11 protein-coding genes and 1 pseudogene are annotated in these 12,974 nt (G+C 71.3%); 4 read left to right on the plus strand and 8 right to left on the minus strand.

Features of this window, described 5'->3' with window-relative positions:
• Nucleotides 1–2: 2 nt before the first annotated feature.
• On the minus strand, nt 3–1,130 hold the full coding sequence (recA, locus tag M878_RS60370) for a recombinase RecA (RefSeq protein WP_023546208.1): 1,128 nt from the start codon (nt 1,128–1,130) through the stop codon (nt 3–5).
• A 326-nt stretch (nt 1,131–1,456) separates the two neighbouring features.
• Here recA and M878_RS60375 point away from each other — a divergent pair.
• Nucleotides 1,457–2,178: pseudogene (locus tag M878_RS60375) on the plus strand (phosphotransferase); the annotation flags it as partial.
• A gap of 148 nt (nt 2,179–2,326) precedes the next feature.
• Entirely contained in the window at nt 2,327–3,070 is a 744-nt protein-coding gene (locus M878_RS60380) for a hypothetical protein (RefSeq protein ID WP_023546210.1), read from the plus strand.
• 234 nt (nt 3,071–3,304) lie between these two features.
• Here the strand turns inward: M878_RS60380 and M878_RS60385 are convergent, their stop codons facing one another.
• Complete coding sequence (locus M878_RS60385; RefSeq protein ID WP_031224668.1) at nt 3,305–3,499, minus strand: DUF3046 domain-containing protein; 195 nt, start codon at nt 3,497–3,499, stop codon at nt 3,305–3,307.
• Nucleotides 3,500–3,782: 283 nt separating this feature from the next.
• Here M878_RS60385 and M878_RS60390 point away from each other — a divergent pair, with 283 nt between their 5' ends.
• A complete protein-coding gene (locus M878_RS60390) occupies nt 3,783–4,403 on the plus strand; it encodes a VOC family protein (protein WP_023546212.1) in 621 nt (206 codons plus the stop codon).
• 231 nt (nt 4,404–4,634) lie between these two features.
• Complete coding sequence (locus tag M878_RS60395) at nt 4,635–5,732, plus strand: FAD-dependent monooxygenase (protein WP_023546213.1); 1,098 nt, start codon at nt 4,635–4,637, stop codon at nt 5,730–5,732.
• Between the two features lie 30 nt (nt 5,733–5,762).
• On the opposite strand, the gene M878_RS92190 is transcribed toward M878_RS60395, so the two are convergent.
• The 6 genes from M878_RS92190 to M878_RS60420 form a co-directional block, all read right to left on the minus strand.
• Nucleotides 5,763–7,526, minus strand: a complete 1,764-nt coding sequence (locus tag M878_RS92190) for an FAD-dependent monooxygenase (protein WP_023546214.1) — start codon at nt 7,524–7,526, stop codon at nt 5,763–5,765.
• A complete protein-coding gene (locus M878_RS60400; RefSeq protein ID WP_023546215.1) occupies nt 7,523–9,109 on the minus strand; it encodes an AMP-binding protein in 1,587 nt (528 codons plus the stop codon). The genes M878_RS92190 and M878_RS60400 overlap by 4 nt, the downstream gene beginning before the upstream one ends.
• On the minus strand, nt 9,106–10,623 hold the full coding sequence (locus M878_RS60405; RefSeq protein ID WP_023546216.1) for a class I adenylate-forming enzyme family protein: 1,518 nt from the start codon (nt 10,621–10,623) through the stop codon (nt 9,106–9,108). Before M878_RS60405 ends, M878_RS60400 begins: the two co-directional genes overlap by 4 nt.
• A gap of 37 nt (nt 10,624–10,660) precedes the next feature.
• Nucleotides 10,661–11,848 carry a kynureninase gene (kynU, locus tag M878_RS60410; protein ID WP_023546217.1) on the minus strand — a complete coding sequence of 396 codons (1,188 nt, stop codon included), beginning with the start codon at nt 11,846–11,848 and terminating at the stop codon, nt 10,661–10,663.
• A gap of 37 nt (nt 11,849–11,885) precedes the next feature.
• Nucleotides 11,886–12,416 carry a flavin reductase family protein gene (locus tag M878_RS60415; RefSeq protein WP_023546218.1) on the minus strand — a complete coding sequence of 177 codons (531 nt, stop codon included), beginning with the start codon at nt 12,414–12,416 and terminating at the stop codon, nt 11,886–11,888.
• Nucleotides 12,413–12,974 (minus strand): cation:proton antiporter domain-containing protein (locus M878_RS60420; RefSeq protein WP_023546219.1); only part of this gene is annotated, 562 nt, incomplete at its 5' end. The genes M878_RS60415 and M878_RS60420, both read right to left, overlap by 4 nt.

A 12,974-nucleotide genomic window follows, 5' to 3' on the forward strand; every position in this document is an offset into this window, starting at 1 on the left:
GGTCAGCTCTTGGCTGTGGCGGCCTTGGGCTTGGTGGCCTTGGCGGCTGCCGGGGCGGGGGCCGTCTTGGTGTCGTCGGCGGCCGTGGTAGTGACTGCGGCGTCCGCGCCGGGCTCGGCGGCGGGCTCCTCCGGCCGGACACCGACGCCCAGCTTCTCCTTGATCTTCTTCTCGATCTCGTTGGCCAGGTCGGGGTTGTCCTTGAGGAAGTTGCGCGCGTTCTCCTTGCCCTGGCCGAGCTGGTCGCCCTCGTACGTGTACCAGGCGCCGGCCTTGCGGACGAAGCCGTGCTCCACGCCCATGTCGATCAGACCGCCTTCGCGGCTGATGCCCTGGCCGTAGAGGATGTCGAACTCGGCCTGCTTGAAGGGCGGGGCGACCTTGTTCTTGACGACCTTGCAGCGGGTGCGGTTACCGACCGCTTCGGTGCCGTCCTTCAGGGTCTCGATGCGGCGGATGTCGATGCGCACGGAGGCGTAGAACTTCAGCGCCCGGCCACCGGTCGTGGTCTCCGGGGAGCCGAACATCACGCCGATCTTCTCGCGGAGCTGGTTGATGAAGATCGCGGTGGTCTTGGACTGGTTGAGCGCGCTGGTGATCTTCCGCAGGGCCTGGCTCATCAGCCGGGCCTGCAGACCCACGTGGCTGTCGCCCATCTCGCCCTCGATCTCCGCGCGCGGGACGAGCGCGGCGACGGAGTCGATGACGATGAGGTCGAGCGCACCGGAGCGGACCAGCATGTCCACGATCTCCAGCGCCTGCTCGCCGTTGTCCGGCTGGGAGAGGATCAGGTTGTCGATGTCGACGCCGAGCTTGCGCGCGTACTCAGGGTCGAGGGCGTGCTCCGCGTCCACGAAGGCGACCTGGCCGCCGGCCTTCTGCGCGTTCGCCACCGCGTGCAGGGTCAGGGTCGTCTTACCGGACGATTCCGGGCCGTAGATCTCCACGACACGGCCGCGCGGCAGGCCACCGACACCGAGGGCGACGTCGAGTGCGGTCGACCCGGTCGGGATGACCTCGATGGGCTCCCTCGACCGCTCGCCCATGCGCATGACCGCGCCCTTGCCGAATTGCCGTTCAATCTGCGCGAGCGCGGCGTCGAGCGCCTTCTCGCGGTCGGTTCCTGCCATGGGTTCCACCCGGTTTGCTTGAGTCGATCGCTTCACGTCAAAGACGCTAACCCCTGCCACTGACAATGCGCCCCGACGCAGGCCCAGCCTGTGGATAACCGAGGGACTTCCTCCCGCAAAATGGGATGAAATCCACTGCCTAGAGCCTCGCCTGAGCCTCCATGAGAATGGATGTTCGATTTTCGTGTCAAGCGCACCGCTCGGCACCGGAAGCCAGGGTTCGGCGGCGCCCGCGGCCGGAAAGCGGTCCGGACCGGCCGCCGCACGCCCATCGTCGATCCGCATGACCCACACCGAGATCGAGATCACCGCGGAGTTCGTCCGGGATCGCCGTCCGGCTGCCCTGGGCGACGCGGTCCGCGGACGTGCTGCTGCGCAAGGAGTACGCCTGGCTGCCCGCCCTCGACCCGCGCCTTCCCCTGCCGGCCCCGGTCCCGCAGCGCCTCGGCGAGCCCTCCGAGCGGTTTCCGCGGCCCTGGATCGTCACCACATGGGTGCCGGGCACACCCGCCGACCGTGCCCCCGCCACGAGGGCCGCGGAGGCGGCCGACACCCTGGCCGCCTTCCTGACGTCCCTTCACCGACCTGACCCGACCGTGCCGAGCAGTTCACCGAAGGCCTCGCCTCGGCCACCCAACTGGGACTGATCCCTGCCCCAGGCGCCGTCCGCGCGGTCTGGGAAGACGCCGTCGCCGCGCCCGCCTGGGCGGGTCCGGCCCTGTGACTCCACGGCGACCTGCATCCGGCCGACGTCCTCACCGCGGACGGCACTTTCTGCGGCGTGATCGACTTCGGCGACCTCTGCACGGGCGATCCGGCCTGTGACCTCGCCGCAGCCCGGGTGCTCCTGCCGGACGGCGCCACCGACCGCTTCCACGCCGCCTACCGGCCCGCCCCGGACCCCACGACCCTGCACCGCGCCCGCGGCCGGGCGGTGCTGCAAGCCCTCAGCGGCCTCCTCATCGGAGAGGCCGGCATCCAGGGCCGCCCGGGCGGCAAACCCACCTGGGGCCCACCCGCCCGGGCAGCGCTACGCCGTCTCGCTACGCCGTCTCGCTACGCCGTCTCATCGCAGCGACCCACCGTTGATCACACCCACCGTTCACCGGCACCCGGCACCGCTACTTCCGACGGCGTACGGCGGGTGCCTTCGGCCGGACGACGACCACGGGGCCGCCCCCCGGGAGCCTTGGCCCATGAAGAATCCGCGCGCCGTCGACCGCCTCTGCCATGCGACGGGGCTGTTTCTCATCCTGTCCGGTCTCGCACATCTGGTGGTGTTCGCGGTCGACGGCGGCCCCTGGTACGGCCCCGTCTCCTGGCGCAAGCCCATCACCTTCGGGCTCTCCTTCGGGCTGACGCTGGCAGCGATCACCTGGGTCACGTCGTACCTGCGCGTCAGCCCGCGGCTGCGCGCGGTCCTGCTGCTCGTCTTCGCCGCCGACTGTGTGGTGGAGGTCGGCGGCATCACCCTCCAGGCGTGGCGCCGGGTGCCCTCGCATCTGAACATGGAGACCCCCTTCGACACGACGGTGTCCCTGACGCTCGCCGTGGGCGGTGGTGTCCTGGTCGCCCTGCTCACGGTATTCGCCGTCACGTCCTTCCGGCACCGGCCGGCAGGCCCCGTCGGCATGCCGCTCGCGGTCCGCTCCGGGTTCGCGATCCTGCTGGTGGCGCTGGCCTCCGGGGCGGCGATGATCGCGCGTGGGGTCGTGCTCACGAGGACCGGACACCAGGAGGCCGCCTACCACTCGACGGCCCCGCTCAAGCCCCTGCACGGCGTGAGCCTGCACGCCGTACTCGTCCTGCCCGCACTGGCCTGGCTGCTGTCCCGCTCACCCTGCAGCGAACGGACCCGCCGGCGCATCGTGGCAACAGCGGTCGGCTGTTACGCGGCGGCCGTCGCCGGCGCGGGGGTGTGGGCGATGCTGACGTACTGAAGACAGCCGAGCCAGGACCGAGGCGACACCCGCCCGCTACACATACGCCCCCAGTACATATACGCCCCCCAGGAAGGCCTGAAGGGTGGCCAGCGCCGGGACGGGAAGAACGCGATCAATATGTTGATCAAGAGCCCGGTCAGTTGATGGAGGGTTCGTGACCGATCGGTGCCGTACGGCCGGACTCTTCACGGATGATCGAGGCGTAGCGGGCGGCTCTCTCCCACCAGCGGCTCAGCGCCGCTCGCCCGGCACCTCCATGACCGTGCAGACCACGTGCCACACGTCCTTCGCTGCCCAGCCGGCGTCCAGGGCCTCGTGCACCGTGCGTCCGCCCAGCTCCGACATGACGTGATCGCGCGCGAAGGTGTCGGCGTACCCCGGACCGAAGTGTTCCGCCATCCGCTGCCAGAAGACCGTCAACCGCATGAGTTCCACTCCATACCCGCCATGACCTGCATGTTTCCCGCCCCTCAACGTACCCGCACGACCCTCAGGGGGTCTCAGGGATCGCCAGGGAGTTCGCCTTCCCACTGAACCAAGCATCCATGACCGCGCGACCTCGGGCCGCCGAGGTGCCGGCCTCGATGAACCAAAGGGCTCCACGTCGGTCACCCATGCCCGGGCGTCCGCATTCCGATCGGCGGCCGCCCTGAAGAAGCCGGGGCGGCGGGACAGGAGTGGAGTCGGCCAAGGCTGTTAGCCTGCGGAGGTGGTTCCCATTTCTCCGCTGCTGGATCACCTCGTCTACGCCACCCCGGACTTGGCGGCAACCGTCGCCGACTTCACCCGGCGCACCGGCGTGGCTCCCGCACCCGGTGGCGCTCATGTCGGCCTGGGCACTCGCAACTACCTGGTCGGCCTCGGCGGTCCGTGCTACCTCGAAATCATCGGCCCGGACCCGGAGCAGCCGGATCCAGCCCGCCCGCGCCCCTTCGGTATCGACCAACTGCCCGCGCCGAGCATCGTGACCTGGGCGATCTGCCCGCCCGATCTGGACGCGACGGTGACCGCCGCCCGCTCCGCCGGGGAGAGCACCGGCCCGATCCGTGCCATGAGTCGGCAACGCCCGGACGGCACCTTGCTGGAATGGCGCCTGACGCTCGACGAGAGTGCCGGAGTGGTTCCGTTCCTGATCGACTGGGGCACCACCGCGCAGCCGGCGGCCGGGCTGCCCAGTGTCACCCTCCTGGCCATGTCCGCCAGTGCGCCGAACCCGTCCAAGGTCCACCGTCAGCTGATTGCCCTCGGTACCGATCTCCCCCTCGCCGAAGGCCCCGACAGCCTCACGATCCGCATCGACACACCCGCGGGAGTCCTGGACCTGCCCTAGCACGTGTGCGCGATGGCGGACCTCCGGCATCTGCAGGGAGCCCTGGCCGTACGAGTGGCGGCGGCGGCCCGGCCGGCAAACGACCTGGGTTCGGCCAACCAGCGCCCGTCGGCCGGTCATTCAGGCCATCACCCCGTGACATTGTGGATATTCACTTACCATGATGTCTGTCTAATTGTCCCGGACCCAGGCAAGGCCCGGGCCTGGCTCGGTCCCGCGCGGAGGAGACCCATGCGTACAGCGATCATCGTCGGCGGGGGTATCGGCGGGCTGGCGGCCGCGCTCGCGCTGCACCGGGCGGGGTGGCAGGTCGACGTTCTCGAACGGGCGCCGGAGTTCGGCGAGGTCGGCGCAGGGCTGTCGCTGTGGCCGAACGCGTTTCGGGCCCTGGAAGTCCTGGGTCTGGACGGCTCGGTGCGTCAGCGCTCGGTTCTGGCGGGGCAGGCCGGGATTCGTGACCCCAAGGGGCGCTGGCTGTCCCATTCCGATACGGCGGACATCGAACGGCGCTACGGCCCGACAGCGATGATCCACCGTGCCGAACTGCTCGATCTGTTGCGTTCCGCGCTGCCCGCGGCGGCGCTGCACAGCGGCATCACCGTGCACCGGGTGCAGGCCGACGGCACCCTGCACCACTCCGACGGGACCTGCCGCGGCGATCTGCTCGTGGGGGCCGACGGCATCCGCAGTGTCGTCCGTGCCTCGTTGTGGGGCAACGGGATCACACCGCGGTATGCCGGATACACGGCCTGGCGCATGGTCACCGATCCGGTCGCGGTGAGCGAGGGCAGTGAGACATGGGGGCGTGGCGCACGCTTCGGTTACGCTCCCCTGGCTGACGGAAGGGTCTACTGCTTCGCCGTCGCCAACGCGCCGCAGGGAGCCGCCGATCCCGGTCTCGCCGGGCTGCGCCGACGGTTCGCCGCCTGGCACGATCCGATCCCCGCGCTGCTGGCCGCGACCGCATCCGACGCCGTGCTCCGTCACGACCTGTACGAACTGCCGCCGCTGCCCACGTACTTCAAGGGCAACGCGGCTCTCGTGGGCGATGCGGCACACGCCATGACCCCGAATCTGGGACAGGGGGCGTGCCAGGCCCTGGAGGACGCCGTCGTCCTCGCCCGTTCGCTCGACGGCGGTGGGCTGAGCGCCTACGACCGTCTGCGCCGCCCCCGTACGCAGATGATCGCGGCCCGTTCCCGCCGTATCGGCGCCGTCGCCCAGTGGGCCTCCCCCGCGGCGGTCGCCCTGCGCGACACCGCCCTGCGCTGCGCCCCCCGACGCACTTTCACGCGGTCGCTCGCGCCGGTTCTGAGCTGGACCGGCTGACCCGGCCGGGACGAGGTGCGCCCCGGTCCCTCAGACCTCACCCTCCGGTTCGCACCACAGGTCGATCCGGCCCGCGAGCAGGTGCGTCTCGATCTGGCCCGGTTCGGCGCGGAAGCCGCTGAGCATGACCGGGATACCGGTGGCGGCGCGGACGGCTCCCGCGATCTCCAGAACCGCGGTCGACTCGCCCGGAGCCGGTTCGCGGCCGGGTTCGGCCGCGAGGTCCACGAGGTCGCAGCGGCCGACCTCGTACAGGGCCCGGGCCTGGGCCTGGAGCGCGGCTGCGGCCTGCCGGGGCCGGGACTGCGCGCCCGGTCCCACCCGCACGCGGATCCCGGTGGCCGGCACCGTCGCCGGGTGGGGTGACTGCTCCAGTATCCGTCGGGTGCCCTCGGCCGCCTGCTCGGCCGTCTCGGGGCACGGACCGGTCTCGTACAGCGCGAGCCGGGGGTGATCCTCGCCGGGCAGACGGACCGTCAGGTGGGGCGGGGATCCGGCTTCCGGACGGCTGGGCGAGGGGCTCAGTACGAGGGACGGGCCCTCGTCGGTGGCAGCGGCGCCCGTCTCGGTGACCCTGCGGCCGGGCAGGTGCAGCGTGCCGGTGTTCAGCGGTACGTCGAAGGCGCTCTCGGACACGGCGCTGCCGGCCGCCTCGGCCAGCTCGGCGGCCGCTGCCCCGGCGAGTGCGGGAACGTCCGCCTTGAGATCCTCGGCAACGACGTGTGCGGCGCGGGTGAGCAGGTGCGCCGAGAACTGGGCGGCGGGGCGCTTCAGGTAGAGCGGTGCGCGCTCGAACCAGCGCATGCTGCGGGCGCCGGCCGTCTGGAGTTCGCGGGCACTGGGCAGTCGGCGGCGCTGGTACTCCGCCAGGGCGTGGGAGAGGTCCGGGTAGCGGGTGAGCATACGGGCCAGGTAGAAGCCGTCCTCCAGGGCCAGCCGGGTGCCGGAGCCGACCGAGTAGTGCGCGGTGTGCGCGGCGTCGCCGATCACGACCACGTTGTCGTGAACGCAGCGCTCCAGTCGTACCTGCGGGAACCGCGACCAGGCGGAGTCGCGCGCTTCGAGAGGGTGGCCGTCCAGGTGCTTCGCGAGGACGTGTTCCCAGTGGGGCAGGTCCACCTCCTCGGCCGCGCCGGTGCCCTCCGGGACCTCTACGACAAAGGTGCTGATGCCGTCGCCGTGCGGATAGCCGTGGGCGACCACGACGCCGGTGGAGGTCTGCTCGAAGATGAAGGTCATCGCGTCGAACCGGGCGCCGGTGCCCAGCCAGGCGAAACGCGAGCGGCCCTCCGTCACGCTCGCGCCCAGCTCCCGGGCGAGGGCCCGCCGGGTGCGGCTGCGTGCCCCGTCCGCGGCGATCACCAGGTCGTAGGCGTCGCGCAGTTCGTCCAGGGCCACCGGCGTCTCGTGGTGCACCACCACGCCGACGTCCTCCGCCCGCCGCACGAGTTCGCCGAGCAGGCGGTGGCGGGACAGCGCCACATAGCCGTGGCCGGGGATGCGGTGGCGGCCGCCGTGCGAGCGGACCTCGACGTCCTCCCAGCGGGTCTGCTTGACGAGCAGTTCGCCGAGCGTCGGCGCGAGGTACTCGATGGTGCGTACCGCGATGTCGGAGAAGACGACGCCGTAGCCGAACGTGACGCCGCGCGGCTGGCGTTCGAAGACCTCCACCCGCCAGCCGGGCCGGGCGGCCTTGATCTGCGTGGCGGCGAGCAGGCCGGCGGGGCCGGCGCCGATGCAGGCGACCGCCCGCGCCGGGCCCGCCCCGTCGCCGCCCAAGGACGGGTGTGTCATGACCGGGGCTCCAGGACCGGCAGCGTCCCCTCGGCAAGCTTGCGGCGCAACAGCGGACGACGGATCTTCCAGGTAGAGGTGACGGGCAGATCCTCCCAGCGGACCTGGAGCGGTTCGGCCAGGTCCCCGAGGTCCCGGACGGCCTCCTTCCAGCGGACCCGGTCGAGCGGCTCGTCCTTCTGTGTGCACACCACCGGGGTGGCGCGCCCTTCCTCGGCGGGCACGACGACGACCTCGACCAGTTCGGGCAGCCGGGTCATCAGGGTGTCCTCCAGGGACAGCGTGCTGTCGACGCCGTCGATGCGGTCGACGACCCGGTCGAGCAGGTAGAGGGCGCCGAAGCGGCCCTGGTAGCCGACGTCGCCCATGTCCCACCAGCCGTCGCGGAACCGCTCCTGGTACTGCTGCTGCTCGCCGATGATGCCGATGGCGCGGCCCCGGGAGCGAACCCAGATCTTGCCCGGGGTGCGGGGGTCGGCTCCGGCCGGGCGTTCGATGCGCATCTTGGTGACGCCGAACAGCGGCCGGCCCACGCAGCGGGTGCCCAGGCGGCTGACCATGCCCTTGGTGCCGAGGAAGCTGATCGCTCCGCCGACCTCCGACTGCCCGTAACCCTGACCGTAGATGGGCAGCCGGCGCCGGGACGCGTCCATCATCCGCAGGATGGTGCGCGGGTGCATCGCGTCGAATGTGCTGCGGAACAACCGTACGTTGGCGAGGGGTTCGCGGGGGTCGTCGGCCATTCCTTCCCAGCGCAGCATCACGTTGGGGAAGGCCTCGACGATCTCGGGGCGTGTCTGCAGGAACAGGTCGGCGGCGCGCGCCGGGTCGGGGTTGGTGAGGAAGGCCAGGTCCTGGCCGATGCGGGCAGCGATCATCAGCATCGGCCAGATACGGACGTGCGCGAAGGAGGTGACGGTGGCCAGGGTGCCGGTGAGCCGCAGATAGCGGGCGCGACGGTACTGGGGGTGGAAGTGCCAGTAGAGGCTGCGGCCGGACTGGACGATCAGCTTGGGCAGGCCGGTGGTGCCGGAGCTGTGGGTGACCAGCGCGGGGGCGTTCGCCGAGCGCGGCTTGGCGAAGGGGCCGGCCAGCGGGACGGTGTCGGCGAGCGTGACGGCGCCCGGGTGGTCGCCGGCCAGCGACAGGACGCCGGCGACCCGGCTCGCCAGCGGGACCTCCGCGAGGTCGTAGGTGAGTTTCTCGGCGTCGGTCACCAGGTAGGCGGTGCGGTCCAGCTTGGCCAGCAGCGCGTCCACGGTGGGCCCGTCGGAGTCGGCGGCCAGCATCACCGGGACGCCGCCGACACGGCCGGCCGCGCAGGCGGCGAGGATGATGTCGAAGCGGTGGGTGGCGCAGATCGCGACGTAGGAACCGGCGGTGACTCCGGCGGCCTTGAGCCGGCCGGCCAGGTCCTCGACCAGTCCGGCGGCCTTGGCCATGGTCAGGATGCGGCCGGCCTCGGGGTACAGGGCCAGGTCGTGGTCGAGGATGATCCGGGTGGCGGGGTTCTCGGCGGCGCCGACCGCGAACACGGCGCCCAGGTCGAGGCTGCCGACCCGCGTGGCGGAATAGGGCTTCATCGCGAAGCGACCTCTTTCTCTGCGTGGTTGATGTCCTGTGCGTTCTCGGCCAGCACGCGGCGCAGCACCTTGCCCGCCCCGTTGCGGGGGATCTCGTCGACGAAGACCAGTTCCCTGGGCTGCTTGTAGGTGGCGAGCCGGCCGCGCAGGAAGACCAGGAGGTCGAGGGCGGACAGCCTGGCGCCTTCCTCGGGTACGACGAAGGCGGCCGGTGCCTCCGTCCAGTCGGGGTCGGGTACGCCGATCACCGCGACGTCGTGCACGCCCGGGTACTCGCGGATGGCGGCTTCGACCTCGGCGGGGTACACGTTCTGTCCGCCGCGTTTGATGAGGTCCTTCTTGCGGTCCTTGAGGTGGACGAAGCCGTTCTCGTCCATCAGACCGAGGTCGCCGGTGCGTACCCAGCCGTTCACCACGGTCTCGTCGGTGGCGGCCTGGTTGTCGAGGTAGGACGACATGCGTCCCGCGGAGCGCACGCAGACCTCGCCGACGGTGCCGGTGGGCAGGGGGATGCCGGCGTCGTCCTGGATCTCGACGTGCAGGCCGGGCACGGAGCGTCCGCTGGAGGCGAGCGGCACCCGCGGTCCGTTGTCGTGGGCCGGGCTGAGCCAGGTGGCGAAGGTGCCGCCGGCCTCCGTCATGCCGTACACGTTGCGGATGTCGCAGCCGAAGGTGCGCCGGGTCTGTTCGAGGAGTTCCGGGGTGATCGGCGAGGCGCCGAACATGATCTCCCGCAGTCCGCTGTCGACAGTGGCGTCCGGTCCGGCGGCGGTGAGCAGGAAGCGCAGCATCTGCGGCACCAGCCAGACGTGGGTGATCCCCTTCTGCTGGATGGCGCGCAGCACGGCGCGGGGCTGGAACTCGCGCTGGAGGTGGATGGTGGCGCCGGCGGCCAGGTAGTGGCTGGTGAAGGTGATGCTGCCGTGTGCCAGCGAGTTGAGGTTGAGCAGGCGCACCCGGTCGTCCGCTCCGGTCGCGGCCAGCCAGGACAGGGACATCTGGCGCAGAGCCTGTGCGGTCTGCACCACGCCCTTGGGCCTGCCGGTGGTGCCGGAGGTGAGGAGCACCGCGAAGGGGTCCTCCATCCGGCCGGCGAGCGGGGGCGGCGGGGTCTCGGCGGTGAGCACCGCCTGGAACCGCGGGCTGTCGAAATCCGTCTGCGCGTCTTCCGCGAGGCCGAGCCGGGCCAGCAGCCGCTGCTCACCCAGGACGTGCTTCACGGCGAAGCGTTCGGCGACGTCCTGGTACTCGGCGGGCTGCATCGCGTGGTTGACCGGGACGAAGGGGGCGCCCAGGTGTGCCAGCGCGAAGTAGCTGACGATCATTTCGGCGCGGTTGCGGGAATAGACGGCGACGCGGTCGCCGTGCCTGATACCGCGGTCGTGCAGGTGGGCCGCCAGCGAGTGGACTGCAGAGCTGAGTTGACGCCAAGTCAGCTCCTTGCTGCCCTCGACCACGGCCGGCGCGTCACCGCGCTGCTGGCAGTGCCGGTCGAGGATATGACTGAACCACATGGCATCTCCGAGGGGTTGGGGCGTGGACGAGGACCGGTCAGGTCAGCGCGTGCAGTTCCCGTACGGTCGCGAGGACGTCGGCGTGCGAGACGTACAGCGCGTTGAGGCCGAAGCGCAGCAGGTTCGGGGGGCGTACGTCGCCGATGAAGCCGCGTTCGATCAGGGTGGCCATCAGTTCCTCGGCGTCTTTATGACGGAGCGTCACCTGTGAGCCGCGGCGCTGCGGTTCACGGGGTGTGACGACGTCGAAGCCGCGGCCGGCCAGGTGCTCGTCGACGCAGTCGATGAAGAACGCGCTCAGCGACAGGCTCTTGGCGCGGATCTGTTCCGGCTCCACGTCACAGAAGGCGTCGAGGGCCGCGTCCAGTGCGACCAGGGACAGGATGTGCGGGGTGCCGGACCGATAGCGGGCGATGCCGTCGGCCGGGCGGTAGGACGGTTCCATCGCGAACGGGTCGGCGTGTCCGTGCCATCCGGTGAGCGGGTGGTCGAGGCGGTCGTGATGGCGGCGGGCGACATAGCCGTAGGCGGGTGCGCCGGGGCCGCCGGAGAGGAACTTGTAGGAGCAGCCCACCGCGAAGTCGATCCCGTCGCGGTCCAGGGCCAGCGGTACGGCGCCGGTGGCGTGGCTGAGGTCCCAGACCACCACACCGCCCGCATCGTGTGTCGCGCGGGTGAGTCCGGCGAGGTCCCACAGTTCGCCGGTGCGGAAGTCGACGGCGCTCGCGGTGGCGACGGCGAGTTGGTCACCGGCGGCCCGGACGGCCTCCGCGAACCGGTCCATGGGGGCTTCGCGCAGTTCCAGGCCCAGCAGTCGGGCCGCGGAGGCGGCGAGGTAGCGGTCGGTGGGAAACCCTCCGGCGTCCATCAGCAGGACGCGGCGTCCGGGGCGCAGCCGGGCGGCGGCGATGAGCGCGTTGAACAGCTGCACCGAGGTGGTGTCGCCGACGACGGTCTGCCCCGGTCCGGCGCCCAGCAGACGGCCGATCCTGTCGCCCACCGTGAGCGGGAGCCGGAGCCAGCCGCCCCGGAACCAGCTGGTGATGAGGTCCTCGCCCCACTGCTTCGTGATCGTGTGTCCGACCGTCCGCGCCACCTTGGCGGGCAGCGCCCCGAGGGAGTTGCCGTCCAGGTAGACGGTGCCGGCGGGCAGCAGGAAACGGTCACGGGCCGGGGCGAGCGGGTCGTGTGCGTCGAGCTTGGCGGCGATTTCGGCTGTGGTCATGCCGCCGCTCCCGTACGGGTCGTCATGGTGGGCTCACTCATCGGGTCGGGGTGGTGTCGTGGGGCAGGGTGTGGAAGCGGCGCCGTCCGTAGAGCAGCGGGGGCTTGCCGTCGCGCCGGGTGACGTCGAAGACCTCGCCGAGAACGATCAGGTGGGTGCCGCCGTCGACTGTCCGGGTGACCCGGCAGTCGGCGATGGCGTGGGTGTCCGCCGACAGGTGCGGTCCGGCCGGTCCCGCGGTCCAGGTCACGCTCTTGAAGCGTTCGCCGCGGCTGCTGCCGGACCCGAACAGGCGCGCCACGTCCTGGCCGTCGCCGTGCAGCAGGTTGGCCACGAACCGGCCGCTGCGCAGCACCGCCGCCAGGGTGGGGCTGTCGGCGCGCAGACACACCATGAGGGTGGGCGGTTCGATGCTCAGACTGCACAGGGCGGAGCAGGTCATGCCCCAGGGGCGGCCGTCCTCGTCGGTCGTCGTCACCACGGAGACACCGCTGGGAAACTCGGACATCAACGCCTTGAAGGTGTCCGGGGAGACGGGTTTTCGGGTCAGTCCGGGTGTGTGGTTCACAGCAGGTCACCTTTCGCGGAGGCCCGGGCTTCGACGGAGCCCGGGGCGGCGAGCAGCAGCGGGTCTCGGCGCAGTTCGGCCCGGTCGATCAGCTGGAGGCCGGGGCCGGTCAGGGCCGTGCTGGCCAGTGCCATCACGAGGTAGGCCAGGTATACGGGCGGGGTCAGGATCCCGGCGCTGACGCCGACCTGGAGGGCGATGAGTTCGGTCAGGCCGCGGGTGTTCATCAGGGCACCCACGCGCAGTGAGTCCAGCCGGCCGTGGCCGGCCAGCCGGGCACCGGCGTAGCCGCCGCCGGCCTTGCCCACGGTGCCGAGCAGCAGGGTGAGGACGACCAGGGTGACCGAGGTTCCGCTGAGTCCCTTGGTCAGCACGGTGAGGCCGCTGACCACGAAGAAGACCGGCAGAAGGGCCCGGCCCCAGCGGGCGACGGAGGCCACCGCCGTGGCCCAGGGGCCGTCCGCGCGGTCGGGCAGGGCGAGTCCGGCCAGCACGGCGCCGATGATCGCGGTCATCCCGGCCCCCTCCATCGCGTCGGCCGCTGCGACGGCGAGCACG

The organism is Streptomyces roseochromogenus subsp. oscitans DS 12.976 (genome assembly GCF_000497445.1).
Lineage (GTDB): Bacteria > Actinomycetota > Actinomycetes > Streptomycetales > Streptomycetaceae > Streptomyces > Streptomyces oscitans.